Source organism: Pseudomonas quebecensis (assembly GCF_026410085.1).
Classification (GTDB): Bacteria; Pseudomonadota; Gammaproteobacteria; order Pseudomonadales; family Pseudomonadaceae; genus Aquipseudomonas; species Aquipseudomonas quebecensis.
Map to the genome: position 1 here is coordinate 479,684 of NZ_CP112866.1, position 17,589 is coordinate 497,272.

The window sequence follows — 17,589 nt, forward strand, 5'->3', positions numbered from 1 at the left end:
GGGGCTTTGCCGTCGCCACGGCTTACCGCTTACGAGGCTGTTCTGCCATGACCGATAAAGAAGTAAAGGCGCCCAAGATCGAGTTCCCGGTGACGGATTATCCCGTCAAGGTGATCAGCGATACCGGTGTTGGCAACAAAGACAAGATCCTCGACATCGTGCGTAAACACGCCACGATCAACGACAACCGTGTGGACGAACGCTCCAGTACCAACGGTAAATACACCACGATCCAGTTGCACATCGTGGCGACGGATCAGGACCAGCTCTACAATATCAACAGTGAACTGCGGGCCACCGGCTTCGTACACATGGTGTTGTGATGCCGCAGGTCCTGGGCTTTCGCGAGCTCGGCCAGATGGCCTACGAGCCCGTGTGGCATGCCATGCAGCGCTTCACCAACGAGCGCGGCACGTCGGCACCGGATGAGGTCTGGCTGGTGGAGCACCCGCCGGTATTTACCCAGGGCCAGGCCGGCAAGGCCGAACACCTGTTGCTGCCGGGGGATATTCCGGTGGTGCAGGTCGACCGAGGTGGCCAAGTGACTTACCATGGGCCCGGTCAGCTTGTCGCTTACCTGTTGTTGGACGTGCGCAAGCTGGGGTTTGGTGTGCGTGATCTGGTCAGCCGCATCGAGGCTTGCCTGATCGAGCTGCTGGCCAGTTATGGCGTGACCGCCGCCGCCAAGCCGGATGCTCCGGGGGTGTATGTGGACGGTGCGAAAATCGCCTCCCTGGGGCTGCGGATCCGCCACGGCTGTTCCTTTCATGGCCTGGCCCTGAACGTGGACATGGACCTGGCACCGTTCCGACGCATCAACCCGTGCGGTTATGCGGGGTTGGCGATGACACAACTGAGCGAGCATGTCACACCGATTAAATTTGCCGAGGTAAGTGCCCGGCTGCGTGCGCAGCTCGTCAAACACCTCGACTATGCTGAGCAGACGACCCTCACGGGCGGAATCGACTGATTATGACTACTGATGCAGTGCAAACCATGATCCCGACGCTGGACGTTACCGAGCGTCCGGCCCCGGCCCCGCGTGCCAAGGTGGAAGCCGGTGTCAAGCTGCGCGGCGCCGAGAAGGTTGCACGCATCCCGGTGAAGATCATTCCGACCACCGAACTGCCGAAAAAGCCCGACTGGATCCGCGTGCGCATCCCGGTCTCGCCGGAAGTCGACCGTATCAAGGCCCTGCTGCGCAAACACAAGTTGCACAGCGTGTGCGAAGAGGCCTCCTGCCCGAACCTGGGCGAGTGCTTCTCCGGCGGCACCGCCACCTTCATGATCATGGGTGACATCTGCACCCGTCGCTGCCCATTCTGCGACGTCGGCCACGGCCGGCCGAAGCCGCTGGATGTCAACGAGCCGCAAAGCCTGGCCATCGCCATCGCCGACCTTAAACTCAAATACGTGGTGATCACCTCGGTAGACCGCGACGATCTGCGTGACGGCGGTGCCCAGCACTTTGCCGACTGCATCCGAGAAATCCGCAAGCTGTCGCCCAACGTCGTGCTCGAAACCCTGGTGCCGGATTACCGGGGCCGTATGGACGTGGCGCTGGAAATCACCGCCGCCGAGCCACCGGATGTGTTCAACCACAACCTGGAAACCGTGCCGCGCCTGTACAAGGCTGCGCGTCCGGGTTCGGACTACCAGTGGTCGCTGACCCTGCTGCAGAAATTCAAGCAGATGATGCCGCACATCCCGACCAAATCCGGCCTGATGCTGGGGTTGGGCGAGACCGACGAGGAAGTGATCGAAGTCATGCAGCGCATGCGCGAACACGACATCGACATGCTGACCCTGGGTCAGTACCTGCAGCCGTCGCGCAATCACTTGCCGGTACAGCGTTTTGTGCACCCGGACACCTTCGCCTGGTTCGCCGAGGAAGGCTACAAGATGGGCTTCAAGAACGTGGCATCGGGCCCGCTGGTACGTTCTTCGTACCACGCTGACGAGCAGGCCAAGCTGGTCAAGGCAAGCCTGATCTCCTGATCGGAGTTTAGATCCGGAGTGGGAGGGGCTTATGTGGGAGGGGGCTTGCCCCCGATAGCGGTAGGTCAGTCACTCCTGTGCTGGCTGATCCACCGCTATCGGGGCAAGCCCTCTCCCACATTCGTACTGCGTTAACCAGGGAGAGTTGTGTATGACCATTGCCGTTCCAGCCCTTCGTTCCGAAGGCACCATCGCCCTGATTGCACCTGCCGGCCCCGCCGCGCTGGATGTTGAAAAGGCTGGCCAATGGATGCGCACCCGCGGCTATGGTCTGCAAATTTTTCCTGGGGTGTATGAACGCGACGGCTACCTTGCCGGCAGCGATGAGGTGCGCTTGCGTGACCTGCACGCCGCTTTCGCCGACCCTGAAATCGATGCGATCTTCTGCCTGCGGGGCGGCTACGGCACGCCACGGCTGTTGGACTGTTTGGACTTCGACCTTCTGCGCGCCAATCCCAAGCCATTTGTCGGCTATAGCGACATCACCGCCCTGCACCTGGCTATCAATCGCCACGCGGGCTTCGTGACCTTTCACGGGCCGATGCTCAATGCCGACCTGCTCGGCGACAAGCAGCAACCTACCGAATCCTCATTGTTCAGCCTGCTGCGTGGGCAACTGGGCGCTGGCAGCGTGCTGACGCACCCCGTGGCCTACCCGCTGACCACTCTTGAGCCCGGCATTGCCTGTGGGCGTCTGCTGGGAGGCAACCTGTCGATGATTGCGGCGGTGATGGGTACGCCTTACGAAATCGATGCGCAAGGCATCATCCTGTTTATCGAGGACGTCAACGAGCCGATCTATCGCATCGATCGTCTGCTCACGCATTTGCGCCTGGCGGGCAAGTTGGCTCAGGTAGCTGGGGTGCTGGTCGGGGACGTGGCGGGAGTGGATAACGTCGCGCTGCAGCGCCTGCTCAAACAGACAGTTGAACCGTTGTGCATTCCGGTGCTGGCCGGCTGGCGCAGTGGGCATTGCGATCCGAACCTGACCCTGCCGATGGGCGCGTGGGTGCGGCTGGATGCGGGAGAGCAGCGGGTGGTGTTGGAGCAGGATGTGGTCGTTACACTTTGAATCTGGGATCACTCGCTAAACCGCCATCGGGGGCAAGCCCCCTCTCACATTGATCAGTGATCGACATGACAACTCGGTCAGCTGTGGGAGGGGGCAAGCCCCCTCCCACATTGATCAGTGATCGACATGACAACTCGGTCAGCTGTGGGAGGGGCAAGCCCTCTCTCACATTGATCAGTGATCGACATGACAACTCGGTCAGCTGTGGGAGGGGCAAGCCCCCTCCCGCATTGATCAGTGATCGACATGACAACTCGGTCAGCTGTGGGAGGGGGCAAGCCCCCTCTCACATTGATCAGTGATCGACATGACAACTCGGTCAGCTGTGGGAGGGGGCAAGCCCTCTCTCACATTGATCAGTGATCGATATGACAACTCGGTCAACTGTGGGAGGGGGCTTGCCCCCGATAGCGATAGTCGCCATCAGCAGATCTAGCGGCTCTGCAGCGATTCCAGCAACTTCACCGTCGGATACCCATCCGCCGGCCAGCCCAGTGCCTGCTGCGCCGCGCGAATGGCCTTGCGGGTATTGGCGCCAATGATGCCGTCCGGGTTGCCCGCGTCATAGCCTTTGGCGCTGAGTGCCGTCTGCAGGTCAATGCGCTGCGTGCGGCTCAGGGGCAGTTCATCCTTCGGCCATTCGCCACGAATCACGCCACCGCCGCCAAAGCGCTCGGACAGTAGGCCGACCGCCAGCGCATAGGACGATGAGTTGTTGTACTTGAGGATCGCGCGGAAGTTATCCAGTACCAGGAACGCCGGGCCACGGTAACCCGCCGGCAGCAGCAGCGCGGCGGAGAGTTGATCGACGTTGGGCGGCATGCTGGCGCCCGGTGGCAATTGGATGCCCAATTTCAGCCATTCGGCGACGGTCTTGCGCGTGCCGCCGTCCGCCAGGGCGTAATCGAAGCTGGATGGCAGTTGCTTGACCTCAAAGCCCCACGGCTGGCCTTTCTGCCAGCCGGAGCTTTGCAGGTAGTGAGCGGTGGAGGCGAGGGCGTCCGCCGGGCTGTTCCAGATATCGCGGCGGCCGTCGCCGTCAAAGTCCACGGCGTGGGTGTTGTAGGTGGTCGGGATAAATTGGGTCTGGCCCATGGCCCCGGCCCAGGAACCCTTCATCTGGTCGGCGGCGATATCGCCGTGTTGGATGATCTGCAGCGCCGCCAGCAATTGCGCCTGGGCAAACGCCGGTCGGCGGCCTTCGTAGGCCAGGGTCGCCAGGGAGCGGATCACCGAATTGTTGCCCTGGAACTGGCCGAAGTTACTTTCCATGCCCCACACCGAAACCAATGCCTGACGGTCGACGCCATAGCGTTGTTCGATGCTTTGCAGGATGTCGGCATATTTGATCAGCAGCGCCTGGCCATTGCGCACGCGTACCGGCGACAGGGCGCCGTCGAGGTATTCCCAAACCGGGCGAGAAAATTCCGGTTGGCTGCGGTCGGCGCGTATCACCGCCATGTCAGGGGTGACATTGGCGAAGGCCGTGTCGAACACCGCAGGCGCGATGCCGGCCTTCAGGGCCTCCACACGAAAGCCGGCCTGCCATTCGGCAAAGGTCTGGGTCGGTTGGATATCCAGGTTGTCCACGGCCAGCGGGGCCACGACAGCGGGCGCTACCACAGGGGCGGTCTGGAGTGAGGGCAGGGGCTGGGCGTCGGCGGCGGTAGGTTTTTCCGCGCAGGCGACGAGCAGGATGAGGCTGGAGGCAGCAATCAATTGGCGCAGGTGCCAACGACGGGAAAGACTAGAGGGCATGCACAGGTCCAGGGATTACAAATCAGGTGCAGACCTTATCATGCCAAAGGGGCGCTTGCCTTCAGGCAGCCAGAAAGTAAGAAGCCTCCCAGCTGTTAGACTGGAAGGCTTCGCGGCGGTAACTGCCTTTGCCCTTGCCGGCGCGTTCCTGACGGCTGCGGAACAGTGGCTGGGCGATGATGGATTTGGCCTTGTTGGGGCCATGCTTGGATGGCTTTTTGCTCATGGTCGGTACTCTCGATAGGTGGTTACAACGGCGCAAATCATCTGCCGAAGTTTGACCGCTGTAAAGCCCGACACGTTTTTCGAAATGTTAACGCGGTCAACAGGTGGGAGGGTTATTCGGCGGGAAGTGTCAGGCGTTGCCCGGACATCAGCAGCGCCAGACGACTCAGGCTCATCCACGGCGAGCCGGCCGCTTGTCCTTTGATCTGCGCATCGATGCGCTGAGCTTCCAGCAACAGTTGCGCCCAGCGTTGCGCCGAGTGCCGTTGCAGGGCTTTGCTCATCAAGGGTTTGCGCTTGTCCCATATCGGCGGCCGGGCCTGGCTGAAGCACTTGTCCAGCGGCGTGCCCTGGCTGTATTGCAGGGAAATATTGGCCAGCACCCGCAATTCACGGGCCAGGGCCCACAGAATCACCGGCGGCTCCACCCCTTCGCCGCGCAGGCCTTCGAGCATGCGCAGGGCGTGGGCGGGTTCGCCGTTGAGAATCGCATCCACCAGTCCGAATACGTCAAAGCGCGCGCTATCCGCCACGGCGCCCTGGACGGTTTCGACGGTAATCTGCCCGTCTTCTGCCATCAGCTTGAGCTTTTCGATCTCCTGGGCGGCGGCGAGCAAGTTGCCTTCGACCCGTGCCGCAATCAGCTCGACCGCGTCCTGGGTCGCTGCCAGCCCCGATTGAGACAGGCGCTGGCGAATCCATTGCGGCAACTGGTTGCTGTCCACCGGCCAGATCTGGATGAACTGGGTCTGTGCACCTTCGACCAGGGCCTTGCCCCATTTGGTTTTCTGCGCACTGCCGTCGAGTTTGGGCAGGCTGATCAGCAGCACGGTGTCCTCTGCGGGGCGCGCGCAGTATTCCATCAAGGCGGCGGCGCCTTTGTCACCGGGCTTGCCCGAAGGCAGGCGCAGTTCCAGCAGGCGCTTTTCGGCGAACAACGACATGCTCGCACCAGCTTGCAGCAACGTGCCCCAGTCGAAACTGGCGTCCGCGCTGAAAACCTGGCGTTCATCGAAACCTTGCTGGCGTGCGGCCGTGCGAATGGCGTCCGCGGCTTCCTGGCACAGCAGCGGGTCATCGCCGCTGACAATATAGACAGGCGCAAGGCCACCTTGCAGGTGTTTGGCGAGTTGGGCGGGAGCGAGTTTCATAGGCAGGGCGAACGGGGCGCCTGGGGCGCCCCGTCGGGCTTACTCGACCGGAACCGGTACTTCGACAGGCGATTGTTTCGGCGTGTTGTCTTCGTACTCTTGGGCTGCTTTCAGGGCATCGGCTTCGGCCTTGGCCTTGTTGTCAGCCGTACGTTGCAGCTCCTCCAACTGCTGCGGAGTGAGCAATTGCAGGCGCAGCATCATGCGCTGGATCAGCTCGCGACGCATTTCCTTGCGCACTTGGATAACTTCCGAATCCGAACCCACCAGGTTGTTGCCATCGTGGCTCACGACCTTCTGCACCTGGATCTTGTCACCCATCAACGGCAGGTGGTCACGGCCCTGCACTTCAAACATGAGCAGGGTGCTCAGTTCGACGTCCGAGGCACGGCCTGCACTGGCGTAGCTCAGGTTACGCTGGGTTTCTTTCTCGTCCACCAGCACCAGCTTGTAGGGCGCACCGGCGTAGACGCGCACGCCGCTGTTTTCCAGGACCTGACGCAGTTGCGTCACGGTTTCGCCGTAGGCGTTGCGGGCACTGAGATCCAGTTCCTTGATCGTCAGGTCGTTGGTGCCGGTACCGCGCAGCTGGAAGCCGCAAGCGCTCAGCAGCACGGCAAGGCCCATAACCAGCAGATTGCGTTTGATCATTTTGTTGCTCCCCTTGAAACCAGGCGGGCCTTATCGCGGCCCCGAAGGTTTAATTCGGCGCAGGGCTCAAGCCCTGCGCCCGATCCGATTAGCTGGCGACGATATTGACCAGTTTGCCAGGCACAACGATTACTTTGCGAATCGTCAGGCCTTCGGTAAAGCGCAGCACGTTCTCATTGCTGCGCGCGGCCGCTTCGACGTCTTCGCGGCTGGCGCTGGCCGGCATGTCGATCTGGCCACGCAGTTTGCCGTTGACCTGGATCACCAGTTGCAGCGTGTCCTGGACCAGGGCGCTGTCATCGGCCACCGGCCAGCGGGCGTCGATGACGGCGTCGCTGTGGCCAAGGCGGCTCCACAGTTCGTGGCTGATGTGCGGCGTGATCGGAGCCAGCAGCAGGGTGACGGTTTCCAGGCCTTCCTGTACCAGCGCGCGGTCCTGCTCGGTAGCCTGCGGGACTTTTTCCAGCACGTTCATCAGCGTCATCACCTGGGCAATGGCGGTGTTGAACTTGTGGTTCTGGCCCACGTCCTGGCTGGCTTGCTTGATGGCCAGGTGGATGCTGCGGCGAATGGCTTTCTGCTCGTCGTTCAACGCGGCTACGTCCAGCCTGGCCGGCAGGCCCTGGCTTACGTGGGCATGGGCCAGGCGCCAGACGCGCTTGAGGAAGCGGTGCGAACCTTCCACGCCGGAGTCGGACCATTCGGCGCTCATGTCAGGCGGCGAGGCGAACATCATGAACAGGCGGCAAGTGTCGGCGCCGAACTGGTCAATCATCGACTGCGGGTCGACGCCGTTGTTCTTGGACTTGGCCATCTTCTCGGTGCCACCGATTTCCACCGGCAGGCCGTCGGCGATCAGTTTGGCGCTGATGACCTTGGCTTTGCTGTCACGCTCCAGCTCGACGTCCGCCGGGTTGAACCAGGTATAGGCGCCATTGGCTTCACGGCGATAGTAGGTCTCGGCGATCACCATGCCCTGGGTCAGCAGATTCTTGAACGGCTCGTTGGATGTCACCAGGCCTTCGTCACGCATCAGCTTGTGGAAGAAACGCGCATACAGCAGGTGAAGGATGGCGTGTTCGATACCCCCGATGTACTGGTCCACCGGCAGCCAATGGTCGGCTGCGGTTTTTTCCACCAGGCCGCCTTCGTAGTGAGGCGAGGCGTAGCGCGCGTAGTACCACGAGGACTCGACGAAGGTGTCCATGGTGTCGGTTTCACGCTTGGCCGGCTGGCCGCATTTCGGGCAGCTGCATTCGTAGAACTCGGGCATGCGCGCCAGCGGCGAACCGGCGCCGTCCGGCACTACGTCTTCAGGCAGAACTACCGGCAGTTGATCTTCCGGCACCGGCACGTCGCCGCAGCTGGCGCAGTGGATGATCGGGATCGGGCAGCCCCAGTAGCGCTGGCGGCTGATGCCCCAGTCGCGCAGGCGGAACTGAGTGCGCGAGGCACCAAGGTTTTTCTTGATCAACGCCACTTCGACAGCGTCGAAAGCGCCGGCGAAATCCAGGCCGTCGAACTCGCCGGAATTGATCAGCGTGCCGTGCTCGCCGTAGGCGTCCTGCCACGGTGCCGGGTTGGTATCGCCCGAGCTGGTGCGCACGACTGATTTGATCGGCAGGTTGTACTGGGTGGCGAATTCGAAATCGCGTTCATCGTGAGCCGGCACGGCCATGACCGCGCCATCGCCGTAGTGCATCAGCACGTAGTTGGCGACCCATACCGGCAATTTTTCGCCGGTCAGTGGGTGCTCGACGAACAGGCCGGTCGGCAGGCCTTTTTTCTCCTGGGTGGCGACGTCGGCTTCGGCCACGCTGCCACCTTTGCATTCGGCGATGAACGCCTGCAGCTCAGGGTTGTTCTGTGCGGCCTGGGTGGCCAACGGGTGTTCGGCGGCCACGGCGACGTAGGTCGCGCCCATCAGGGTGTCCGGGCGGGTGGTGAACACCTTGAGGGTGCCCGCTTCGCCGATGGAGTCGACGTTGTACGGGAATTGCACTTCCATGCCCTTGGATTTGCCGATCCAGTTGCGCTGCATGGTCTTGACCTGCTCCGGCCAGCCCGGCAGATCATCCAGGCTCGACAACAGCTCATCGGCGTAGGCGGTGATCTTGAAGTAGTACATCGGGATTTCGCGCTTTTCGATCAGCGCGCCGGAGCGCCAGCCGCGACCGTCGATCACCTGCTCGTTGGCCAGCACGGTCTGGTCGACCGGGTCCCAGTTCACGGTGCCGCTCTTTTTATAGATCACGCCTTTTTCGAACAGGCGAGTGAACAGCCATTGTTCCCAGCGGTAGTAATCCGGCTTGCAGGTGGTCACTTCGCGCGACCAGTCCACCGCCAGGCCCAGGCTGCGCAGCTGGGTCTTCATGTAGGCGATGTTTTCGTAGGTCCACTTGGCGGGCGCTACGTTGTTTTTCATCGCGGCGTTTTCTGCCGGCATGCCGAAGGCGTCCCAACCCATGGGTTGCAGTACGTTCTTGCCTTGCATGCGCTGGTAGCGTGAGATCACGTCGCCGATGGTGTAGTTACGCACGTGCCCCATGTGTAGCTTGCCGCTGGGGTAAGGGAACATCGACAGGCAGTAGAACGTCTCCTTGCCCGGCTGTTCACTGACTTCAAAGGACTTCTGCTCGTCCCAGAAGGCTTGGGCGGCATTTTCTATTTCACGGGGCTGATATTGTTCGTGCATGGCTACTTTTTGAACTGAATAGGGGTGGCCTAATCCTCTTCGGTGCATTGTCCAGGGAGATCGACACCCAAAAGCGGCGCGTCGGTGCCCGAACCTGCGGGAAGTGGAGTTACAGGAAGCGCCGTAGCATACATGACCCCACTCTATCGAGGGAAACCCTGATTGCGCGCCCGAGGCCGTCTGTCGCGGCGCCGGGCAGGCGCAGCCACGGGGGCTACGCTGTTTATTGGGGAGCAAGTCTTTCTTCAATGAGGTGAGGGGATGGTTGAATCGCAGCGAATCGCAACGAAACCGGAAATCTACGAAGGACTGATCGACCGATTGGGTCGTGCATTGGATGCAGCGAGAACGGCTGGCCGATTGCGGGATGAGCGGCCTGTTGAGTTGGAGCTGCGCGGTTTGAGCCGCGCGGAGTTGGAACTGATCAAGGCTTACCTGGAACGCAACAAGCGCAGTGCGCCTCCCCTGGCAACCCCGCCGGTCAAGGAGCCCACGCACTCTGCCAAGGTGGTGTGGCTCAAGGATGTGTCCGAGGGTCGTGGTCGGGAAAGGTTTCGGTCCGCCCGCAAGCAATAAGCTCTCCCCATGAACAGCACCCTTGTACACCGTCACAAATGTCACCGTCAGGGCTGTCGCTGAACCGCGCTACACCTTAGGCTTCGGGCATCTATGGAGATGCCCGATGCCTATTCGCTATTTCATCAAACAGTTGCTCCTGCCGCCCGGCATCCTTTTGCTGTTGCTGGCGCTTGCCTGGTGGTTTCGTCGCAGCCGTCCCAGGCTGGCCGGCGCGTGCTTTGCCCTCGGGTTTGGCGGTATGTGGCTGATCAGCCTGCCCGTGATGGTGGAGTGGGGGGCGCGCGCGCTTGAGACCGAGCCACCGCTGGCCCTTGAGGATTGGTCGAGCCTGGCCCAGCGTGCCGACGCCATTGTCGTGCTCGGCTCCGGGCGCGAGCGCGGTGACCCGGCCTGGGGCGCCGACCAGCCTACCGGTATCGGCCTGGAGCGCCAGCGCTATGCCGCACGCCTGGCCAAGGCATCGGGGTTGCCGGTGCTGACCACCGGCGGCCTGCATTACGGCACGCCGCCCAGCGAAGCGCAGTTGATGGCGGTGTCGCTGCAGGATGACTTCGGTGTGACCGTGCGCTGGAAGGAAGAACGCAGCCGGACCACTTGGGAAAACGCGCAGATGAGTGCCGAGGTGCTGTTGCCCCAGGGCATCAAGCGCGTGGTCGTCGTGACCCAGGCCTGGCACATGCCGCGTTCGGTGTGGAGTTTTGAAAAGGCCGGCTTTACCGTCGTGCCCGCGCCGGTGGGGTTCCTGGGCGTGGACAACGCCCGGCCGCTGGGCGGCTGGATGCCCGAGTTCAAGTCGGTGTGGCAGAGCGGGCAATTGATCAACGAGGCGGTAGGGCAGGTGGGGTATCGGTTGTTCTATCGATAACACCGCAGGCAAATGTGGGAGGAGCAAGCCTCCTCCCGCATTGGCTTTGCATTGTGTCGTTAGACGGTTTTGGCCATCCGACCTGCCAGCAACGCCCAACCAAACAACACCAGGCACACGATGATCAGCGGCCACGAGCGCCATTGCAGATACGGCGTGAGCTCGTGCATCGGCACCACTTCGCCGTACAGAATGCCGCGTTCGAACTGCGGGATCTGCGCGGTAATCTGCCCAAACGGGTTGATCAGACCGGTCACGCCATTATTGGTGGCGCGGATCATCCAGCGACCGGCTTCGAGCGCGCGCATCTGCGCCATCTGCAGATGCTGCAACGGGCCGATGGAGCGCCCGAACCACGTGTCGTTGCTGATGGTCAGCAACAGGTCGCTCTGGGCCGAGAGGCCTGCGGCGAATTCCGGGTAAACCACTTCGTAGCAAATGAACGGTGCGATCTGATAGCCCTTGGCTTGCAGCATCGGCTGGTCGGACGGGCCGCGCGCGAAGTCGGACATGGGCAGGTCAAAGAACGCGATCAGCCCGCGCAGCATGTCCTGCAGCGGTACGTACTCACCGAAAGGCACCAGTTTCTGCTTCAAGTAGGTGCCGTCGCCTTCGCCCACTACGGTAATGCCGTTGAAATAGCGCTTCTGATGGCGCACTTCCTGGCGAATCGGTACACCGGTGATGAGCGCGGTATGCCGATCGGCGGCAAACTTGCCCATCATGCCCAGGTAGCCCTCTACCGACTCCTTAAGCACCGGCACGGCGGTTTCCGGCCATACCAGCAGGTCGACAGGCTTGGACGTGAAGCTCATGTCACGGTACAGCGCCAACTGCGCGTTGAGCTGCTCCGGGTCCCACTTCATGCTCTGCTCAACGTTGCCCTGAATGGCCGCCACGCTGAGCGGGGCGCCAGAAGGGCTGGTCCAGGCGTGATGCTTGAGGGCCAGGCCGATAGCCCACGGCGCAACCAGCAGCACCAGGCCCGCGCCGACAAACGCATTGCGCTTGCCGGCCAGCAAGCGCGGCAGGTTGCAGAGCAAAGCGGCTGTGAGTGCCAGGGCAAAGGAAATCAGCCACATGCCGCCGACGGGCGCCAGGCCGCTGAGCGGGCCATCGAGTTGGCTGTAGCCGGAGTAGAGCCACGGGAACCCAGTGAGGAACCACCCGCGAAACGCCTCCTGGCCCACCCACAATGCGGCAAACGTGAGTGCATCCGCCAACGGTGCTTCATTGCGACGCAACCAGCGCGCCCACAGCCAGGCCGGCAGGGCGAAGAACCAGGCAATCGCAGCGGTGAACAGCAGCATCAGGAAACCCGCCAGCAGCACCGAGGCGCCGCCGAAGTGGTGGATGCTGTAGTAGATCCAGCTGGTGCCGGCCCCGAACAGGCCGAAACCGAAGCACCAGCCGCGCCCCAGGGCCTGGCGTGGGGTCAGTTCCCGCAGCCCGACATAGAACAGTCCCACGGCCACCAGCGCAAACGGCCATAGGTCGAATGGCGCCAACGCCAGGGTGGTGATGGCGCCGGCCACCACGGCCAGCAGGTTACCGGGCCAGCCGGGTGCGATGAGACGGCGCATGTCAGTCCTTAGCGGGCGATAGGTGTCAAACGAATCAAGTGGATACGGCGGCTGTCGGCATTCAGGATGCGGAAGCGATAAGCGCCGATCTCGGTGGTTTCGTTACGCTTGGGCAAGTGCCCGAACGCACTCATCACCAGGCCACCCACCGTGTCGAACTCATCATCGGAGAATTCGCTGTCAAAGAACTCGTTGAAGTTCTCGATCGGCGTCAACGCCTTGATCAGGAAATCGCCACTGGGCAGAGGCTTGATGTAGCTGTCTTCTTCGACGTCGTGCTCGTCTTCAATATCGCCGACGATCTGTTCCAGTACGTCTTCGATGGTCACCAGGCCCGCCACGCCGCCGTATTCGTCGATCACGATGGCCATGTGGTTGTGGTTGGCACGAAATTCACGCAGCAGAACGTTCAGGCGCTTGGACTCCGGCACGAACGTGGCCGGGCGCAGCAGGTCCTTGATGTTGAAACTGTCGCCGTTCTCCTTGAGGATCAGTGGCAGCAGGTCCTTGGCCAGCAGCACGCCCATGACGTCGTCATGGCTTTCACCGATGACCGGGTAGCGCGAGTGCGCCGAGTCGATCACGGCCGGGAGGAACTCCCGCGGGGTCTGGGTCGCCTTGATGCTGATCATCTGCGATCGCGGGACCATGATGTCCCGGACCTGCAGGTCAGCCACCTGGATGGCGCCTTCGACGATGGCCAGCGCTTCGCTGTCCAGCAACTTGTTCTGATGGGCCTCGCGCAGCAGCTCCAGCAGCTCCTGGCGGTTTTTCGGCTCGTGGGCAAAAGCCTGGGTCAGCTTACCCAGCCAAGACTTTTGCCCGTTGCTCGATCGGTCTTCGCTCATAGCGATTACTCTGAATCCTTTGTTGTTACAGTTGAGTGTTTTTTACGCTTCGTCATCTGCGTAGGGGTCCGGATGACCCAATTGGGCAAGCAACGTTCGTTCCAGTGCTTCCATTTCCTCGGCTTCATCATCGTCTATATGGTCGTAACCCAAGAGATGCAAGCAGCCGTGGATGACTAGATGGGCCCAGTGGGCCTCAAGTTCCTTGCCTTGTTCCCTGGCTTCGCGCTCGACGACTTCGACGCAGATCACCAGGTCACCCAGCAATGGGATGTCCAGCAACTCGTCGGGAACGTCGGCGGGGAAGGACAGCACGTTGGTCGCGTAGTTTTTCTGACGCCAGGTGTGGTTCAGTTCGCGGCCCTCGGGCTCATCCACCAGACGAATGGTCAGCTCCGAGTCGGCGGAGCGCTGGCGCAGCGCCAAGGCGCACCATTGCCGGAACTGTTCTTCGCTGGGGGCCGGCGCTTCGGTGGCCAGTTGCAGGTCAAGCTCAAGCATCGCCGCGAACGTCCTTGGCCGGTGCGTCATCGCGGTGGTCGAAGCGCTCGTAGGCTTCGACAATGCGCTGCACCAGCGGGTGGCGCACCACGTCCTTGGGCATGAAGTGCGTGAAGCTGATACCCGGCACGTCCTTGAGCACCTCGATCACCTGGGCGAGGCCCGACTTGGTACCTTTGGGCAGGTCGACCTGGGTGACGTCGCCGGTAATCACGGCCGTGGAACCGAAACCGATACGGGTGAGGAACATCTTCATCTGCTCGACGGTAGTGTTCTGGCTTTCGTCGAGGATGATGAAACTGTTGTTCAGCGTCCGGCCGCGCATGTACGCCAGCGGGGCGATCTCGATCACTTGGCGCTCGATCAGCTTGGCCACGTACTCGAAGCCGAGCATCTCGTAGAGCGCATCGTAGAGCGGGCGCAGGTACGGGTCGATCTTCTGGGCCAGGTCGCCGGGCAGGAAACCGAGCTTTTCGCCAGCCTCGACCGCCGGGCGTACCAGCAGGATGCGGCGTACTTGCTCGCGCTCCAGGGCATCCACCGCGCAGGCCACGGCCAGGTAGGTCTTGCCGGTGCCGGCCGGGCCGATGCCGAAGTTGATGTCGTTGCCGAGAATCTCTTTGACGTAGCGCTGCTGATTCAAGCCGCGCGGGCGAATCATGCCTTTCTTGGTGCGCAGGGCCACGCTGGCTTCGGCCACCGGGTTGTTGGCCAGGTCTTCCACGGCCGACTCCTGCAGGTACAGGTGCACGGTTTCCGGGGACAACTCGCTGCCCTTCGTCTCGCGATAGAGACGGCGCAGCAGGTTTTCTGCGGACGTAGTGTGTTGGGGTTCACCAATGAGCTCGAACTGATTGCCGCGGTTGCGGATCTCGATGCTCAGGCGTTGTTCGATCAAGCGCAGGTGCTCGTCGAACTGTCCGCACAGATTGGCGAAACGGCGAGCCTCAAACGGCTCGAGGATAAAACGATGGGGTTCTGCGATGGGTGCGTTCAAGGTTGCTTTTAGCCGCCCTTTGGCTGTTTAGGTGAAAGAGAGGATAACGCCAGTGACGCGGGTACGAAAGCACTTACGTCATTGGATGTTGCACGGTTCCAATGTGGAGGGGGCAAGCCCCCTCGCACATTTATTGCACCAGCGAGCCGCGCAACGAGTGCGGCTGCGCCGCGTCGATATGCACATCGGCAAACTGACCGATCAATGTAGGATTATCGCAGCGGAAGTTGACGATCCGGTTGTTCTCGGTACGGCCCTGCAATTCTCCAGGATCTTTCTTCGAGTAGTCAGTGACCAGGATGCGCTGGATCGAACCGACCATTTGTCGGCTGATCTCGAAGCCCTGCTGGTTCAGGCGGTGTTGCAGGGCATTCAGGCGTTCTTTCTTCACCGCCTCCGGCGTTTCGTCAACCAGGTCGGCGGCCGGGGTGCCGGGGCGTTGGCTGTAAACGAACGAGTAGGAGAAATCGAAGCCGACGTCTTCGATCAGCTTCATGGTCTGCTGGAAGTCTTTCTCGGTTTCACCGGGGAAGCCCACGATAAAGTCCGAGCTGATGCAGATACCAGGCACCGCCGCGCGCAATTTGCGCAGTTTGGATTTGTATTCCAGGGCGGTGTGGTTGCGTTTCATGGCCGACAGGATGCGGTCCGAGCCCGATTGCACCGGCAGATGCAGATGTTTGACCAGCTCCGGCACCTCGGCATGGGCCTGGATCAGGCTGTCGGAAAACTCCAGCGGGTGCGAGGTGGTGTAGCGAATGCGCTCGATGCCATCAACCGCCGCGACCACGCGGATCAGTTCGGCGAGGTCCGCCAGCCGCCCGTCGTGGGTCTGGCCGCGATAGCCGTTGACGTTCTGGCCCAGCAGGGTCACTTCACGCACGCCGTTCTCGGCCAGGTGGATGATTTCCGCCAGCACATCGTCGAACGGTCGGCTGACTTCTTCACCACGGGTATAAGGCACGACGCAGAAGGTGCAGTACTTGCTGCAGCCTTCCATCACCGATACGTAGGCGCTCGGGCCATCGATGCGCGGCTCGGGCAGGTGATCGAATTTTTCGATTTCAGGGAAGGAGACATCGACCTGCGGCAGCTTGGTCACGCGCGCGGCATCAATCATCTCGGGCAGACGGTGCAGGGTCTGTGGGCCGAACACCACGTCGACATAGGGCGCGCGGTCGCGGATCGCGGCGCCTTCCTGGCTGGCCACGCAACCGCCGACGGCGATCACCATGTCCGGATTGGCCAGTTTCAGTTCGCGCCAGCGGCCCAGCTGCGAGTACACACGGTCCTGGGCCCGTTCGCGGATCGAGCAGGTATTGAGCAGGATCACGTCGGCATCTTCGGCGCGGGCGGTGACTTCCAGGGCCTGGTGTTCGCCCAGCAGATCGACCATGCGCGAGCTGTCGTACTCGTTCATCTGGCAACCGTGGGTTTCGATGTAAAGCTTCTTGGCCATGGGAATCGTCAACTGGTGGTAAAGAACCGCGCATTATAGGGGGCATGCCCATTGGTTCCTAGCGTTGTGCATCGGGTGCCATGCTATAGTTCGCGCCCTCTTTTATATCCCCGATGTGTTGTTCGCCCACCATGACCAAACGTGAAGCTCCAATCTACAAGGTGATTTTCCTCAACCAGGGCCAGGTGTTCGAAATGTACGCCAAGCAGATCTATCAAAGTGATCTGTGGGGGTTCCTGGAGGTGGAAGAGTTCGTCTTTGGCGAGCGCACCCAGTTGGTCGTCGACCCGGGCGAGGAGAAACTCAAGGCGCAATTCGAAGGCGTGGTGCGCAGTTTCGTGCCGATGCACTCGATTGTGCGCATTGATGAAGTCGAGCGCCTGGGCACGCCGAAGATCAGCGAAGCGCGAGGCGTGAGCAACGTCATGCCGTTTCCGATGCCGATGCCTGAGAAGTAGAGCGTTAGAGTGCGTCGTGCCCTTCGCGGGCTTGCCCGCTAAGTGGCCGTCAGATGCAACGCAGGGTCAGGGCAGGGGTGAGAACGGCGAACGTCCGTCGGCGCTTTGCAATTCCAGCAGGTACTTGCGGAAGATCTGGCCCAGCACCTGGGTCGCCACTTCCAGCTCATCGCGCTTCATGTGCTCGGCGACCTCGTCGGCCGTGTCCAGTGCGTCTTCGGCGCCGTTCACCGCCGCCATCTTCAATACGATGTACGCCTGGACGTTATTGACCGGCACCCCTTCACCGCGCATGTACATGTTGCCCAGCTCGAATTGCGCCTGCGCGTGACCTTGCAACGAGGCTTTCTCGAAGTAACTCAAGGCTTTGTTGAGGTCCTGGGCTGGGTTTTTGCTGTCGTGGTAATACGCGCCCAACTCGTATTGCGCCTGGGCATCGCCCTCGTCAGCCTGTTTCTGGCACGCGCTCAGGGCTTCGGCCTGGGTGTCTGGCTGGGTATTGAGGGTGCAGCGACCCATCGCTGGGATTAACAACGAGTTGCCGCCTGCTTGTGCATGTGCCAGCAGCGGCTGAAGGAGCAACAGGCAGCCCAGAACCAGGGTGCGGCCGGTGCGTTTCATGGGAATCGACTTACCTCTGACGGGGCGCGCGGACCCTCGCGGGATCCAATAAGCGCGCATTATGAAATAAGCAGGCCCCTGCTTACAAAGTCTTTACTCGTTTTTCTGCTGGTTGGGCAAGTTATCTG

General features: G+C 61.6%; 18 protein-coding genes. 7 read left to right on the plus strand and 11 right to left on the minus strand.

Annotated elements, in window-relative coordinates; all coding sequences use genetic code 11:
* The first annotated feature begins 47 nt into the window (after positions 1-47).
* The 4 genes from OSC50_RS02325 (at position 48) to OSC50_RS02340 (ending at position 3,070) form a co-directional block, all read left to right on the plus strand.
* Positions 48-323 (plus strand): DUF493 domain-containing protein, encoded by a 276-nt coding sequence (locus OSC50_RS02325; protein WP_034100910.1) that lies wholly within the window; start codon positions 48-50, stop codon positions 321-323.
* Positions 323-970 (plus strand): lipoyl(octanoyl) transferase LipB, encoded by a 648-nt coding sequence (lipB, locus tag OSC50_RS02330; RefSeq protein WP_253509550.1) that lies wholly within the window; start codon positions 323-325, stop codon positions 968-970. The genes OSC50_RS02325 and lipB overlap by 1 nt, the downstream gene beginning before the upstream one ends.
* Positions 971-996: 26 nt before the next feature.
* A complete protein-coding gene (gene lipA / locus OSC50_RS02335; protein WP_253511933.1) occupies positions 997-1,998 on the plus strand; it encodes a lipoyl synthase in 1,002 nt (333 codons plus the stop codon).
* 151 nt (positions 1,999-2,149) lie between these two features.
* Positions 2,150-3,070, plus strand: coding sequence for a S66 peptidase family protein (locus OSC50_RS02340; protein ID WP_266246918.1), 921 nt, complete (start codon positions 2,150-2,152; stop codon positions 3,068-3,070).
* Between the two features lie 432 nt (positions 3,071-3,502).
* Here the strand turns inward: OSC50_RS02340 and OSC50_RS02345 are convergent, their stop codons facing one another.
* The 5 genes from OSC50_RS02345 to leuS form a co-directional block, all read right to left on the minus strand.
* Entirely contained in the window at positions 3,503-4,828 is a 1,326-nt protein-coding gene (locus tag OSC50_RS02345) for a lytic murein transglycosylase (protein WP_181079837.1), read from the minus strand.
* A 61-nt stretch (positions 4,829-4,889) separates the two neighbouring features.
* Complete coding sequence (arfA, locus tag OSC50_RS02350) at positions 4,890-5,054, minus strand: alternative ribosome rescue factor ArfA (protein WP_003176285.1); 165 nt, start codon at positions 5,052-5,054, stop codon at positions 4,890-4,892.
* A gap of 112 nt (positions 5,055-5,166) precedes the next feature.
* On the minus strand, positions 5,167-6,204 hold the full coding sequence (gene holA / locus OSC50_RS02355; RefSeq protein WP_181079836.1) for a DNA polymerase III subunit delta: 1,038 nt from the start codon (positions 6,202-6,204) through the stop codon (positions 5,167-5,169).
* Between the two features lie 39 nt (positions 6,205-6,243).
* Positions 6,244-6,855 (minus strand): LPS-assembly lipoprotein LptE, encoded by a 612-nt coding sequence (locus OSC50_RS02360; RefSeq protein WP_181079835.1) that lies wholly within the window; start codon positions 6,853-6,855, stop codon positions 6,244-6,246.
* 88 nt (positions 6,856-6,943) lie between these two features.
* Positions 6,944-9,550, minus strand: a complete 2,607-nt coding sequence (gene leuS, locus OSC50_RS02365) for a leucine--tRNA ligase (protein ID WP_266246914.1) — start codon at positions 9,548-9,550, stop codon at positions 6,944-6,946.
* Between the two features lie 261 nt (positions 9,551-9,811).
* Here leuS and OSC50_RS02370 point away from each other — a divergent pair, with 261 nt between their 5' ends.
* Positions 9,812-10,126, plus strand: coding sequence for a hypothetical protein (locus OSC50_RS02370; protein ID WP_181079833.1), 315 nt, complete (start codon positions 9,812-9,814; stop codon positions 10,124-10,126).
* Positions 10,127-10,232: 106 nt separating this feature from the next.
* The gene (locus OSC50_RS02375; RefSeq protein ID WP_266246913.1) at positions 10,233-10,994 is read left to right on the plus strand and encodes a YdcF family protein; all 762 of its coding nucleotides are present in this window, start codon (positions 10,233-10,235) and stop codon (positions 10,992-10,994) included.
* A 59-nt stretch (positions 10,995-11,053) separates the two neighbouring features.
* Here the strand turns inward: OSC50_RS02375 and lnt are convergent, their stop codons facing one another.
* From lnt to miaB, 5 genes are all read right to left on the minus strand, one after another.
* Positions 11,054-12,577 carry an apolipoprotein N-acyltransferase gene (gene lnt / locus OSC50_RS02380; protein ID WP_266246911.1) on the minus strand — a complete coding sequence of 508 codons (1,524 nt, stop codon included), beginning with the start codon at positions 12,575-12,577 and terminating at the stop codon, positions 11,054-11,056.
* 8 nt (positions 12,578-12,585) lie between these two features.
* Entirely contained in the window at positions 12,586-13,425 is an 840-nt protein-coding gene (locus OSC50_RS02385; protein ID WP_010206772.1) for a CorC family transporter, read from the minus strand.
* A 42-nt stretch (positions 13,426-13,467) separates the two neighbouring features.
* Complete coding sequence (gene ybeY, locus OSC50_RS02390; RefSeq protein ID WP_253509544.1) at positions 13,468-13,926, minus strand: rRNA maturation RNase YbeY; 459 nt, start codon at positions 13,924-13,926, stop codon at positions 13,468-13,470.
* On the minus strand, positions 13,919-14,923 hold the full coding sequence (locus OSC50_RS02395; protein ID WP_266246908.1) for a PhoH family protein: 1,005 nt from the start codon (positions 14,921-14,923) through the stop codon (positions 13,919-13,921). Before OSC50_RS02395 ends, ybeY begins: the two co-directional genes overlap by 8 nt.
* Positions 14,924-15,053: 130 nt before the next feature.
* Entirely contained in the window at positions 15,054-16,382 is a 1,329-nt protein-coding gene (gene miaB / locus OSC50_RS02400) for a tRNA (N6-isopentenyl adenosine(37)-C2)-methylthiotransferase MiaB (RefSeq protein WP_181079828.1), read from the minus strand.
* 131 nt (positions 16,383-16,513) lie between these two features.
* Between miaB and OSC50_RS02405 the strand changes: the two genes are divergently transcribed.
* Positions 16,514-16,840 (plus strand): DUF1820 family protein, encoded by a 327-nt coding sequence (locus tag OSC50_RS02405; protein WP_003236992.1) that lies wholly within the window; start codon positions 16,514-16,516, stop codon positions 16,838-16,840.
* Between the two features lie 66 nt (positions 16,841-16,906).
* Here OSC50_RS02405 and OSC50_RS02410 read toward each other — a convergent pair whose 3' ends face one another.
* The gene (locus OSC50_RS02410; protein ID WP_181079827.1) at positions 16,907-17,461 is read right to left on the minus strand and encodes a tetratricopeptide repeat protein; all 555 of its coding nucleotides are present in this window, start codon (positions 17,459-17,461) and stop codon (positions 16,907-16,909) included.
* Between the last annotated feature and the right edge of the window lie 128 nt (positions 17,462-17,589).

Bases quoted from the DNA above. Each gene is read 5' to 3' on its own strand.
- OSC50_RS02385 (WP_010206772.1), bottom strand. From the start codon at position 13,425: ATGAGCGAAGACCGATCGAGCAACGGGCAAAAGTCTTGGCTGGGTAAG.
- OSC50_RS02405 (WP_003236992.1), top strand. From the start codon at position 16,514: ATGACCAAACGTGAAGCTCCAATCTACAAGGTGATTTTCCTCAACCAG.
- lnt (WP_266246911.1), bottom strand. From the start codon at position 12,577: ATGCGCCGTCTCATCGCACCCGGCTGGCCCGGTAACCTGCTGGCCGTG.
- OSC50_RS02340 (WP_266246918.1), top strand. From the start codon at position 2,150: ATGACCATTGCCGTTCCAGCCCTTCGTTCCGAAGGCACCATCGCCCTG.
- OSC50_RS02325 (WP_034100910.1), top strand. From the start codon at position 48: ATGACCGATAAAGAAGTAAAGGCGCCCAAGATCGAGTTCCCGGTGACG.
- OSC50_RS02375 (WP_266246913.1), top strand. From the start codon at position 10,233: ATGCCTATTCGCTATTTCATCAAACAGTTGCTCCTGCCGCCCGGCATC.
- OSC50_RS02345 (WP_181079837.1), bottom strand. From the start codon at position 4,828: ATGCCCTCTAGTCTTTCCCGTCGTTGGCACCTGCGCCAATTGATTGCT.
- ybeY (WP_253509544.1), bottom strand. From the start codon at position 13,926: ATGCTTGAGCTTGACCTGCAACTGGCCACCGAAGCGCCGGCCCCCAGC.
- OSC50_RS02410 (WP_181079827.1), bottom strand. From the start codon at position 17,461: ATGAAACGCACCGGCCGCACCCTGGTTCTGGGCTGCCTGTTGCTCCTT.
- lipA (WP_253511933.1), top strand. From the start codon at position 997: ATGATCCCGACGCTGGACGTTACCGAGCGTCCGGCCCCGGCCCCGCGT.
- holA (WP_181079836.1), bottom strand. From the start codon at position 6,204: ATGAAACTCGCTCCCGCCCAACTCGCCAAACACCTGCAAGGTGGCCTT.
- OSC50_RS02370 (WP_181079833.1), top strand. From the start codon at position 9,812: ATGGTTGAATCGCAGCGAATCGCAACGAAACCGGAAATCTACGAAGGA.
- OSC50_RS02360 (WP_181079835.1), bottom strand. From the start codon at position 6,855: ATGATCAAACGCAATCTGCTGGTTATGGGCCTTGCCGTGCTGCTGAGC.
- lipB (WP_253509550.1), top strand. From the start codon at position 323: ATGCCGCAGGTCCTGGGCTTTCGCGAGCTCGGCCAGATGGCCTACGAG.
- leuS (WP_266246914.1), bottom strand. From the start codon at position 9,550: ATGCACGAACAATATCAGCCCCGTGAAATAGAAAATGCCGCCCAAGCC.
- arfA (WP_003176285.1), bottom strand. From the start codon at position 5,054: ATGAGCAAAAAGCCATCCAAGCATGGCCCCAACAAGGCCAAATCCATC.
- miaB (WP_181079828.1), bottom strand. From the start codon at position 16,382: ATGGCCAAGAAGCTTTACATCGAAACCCACGGTTGCCAGATGAACGAG.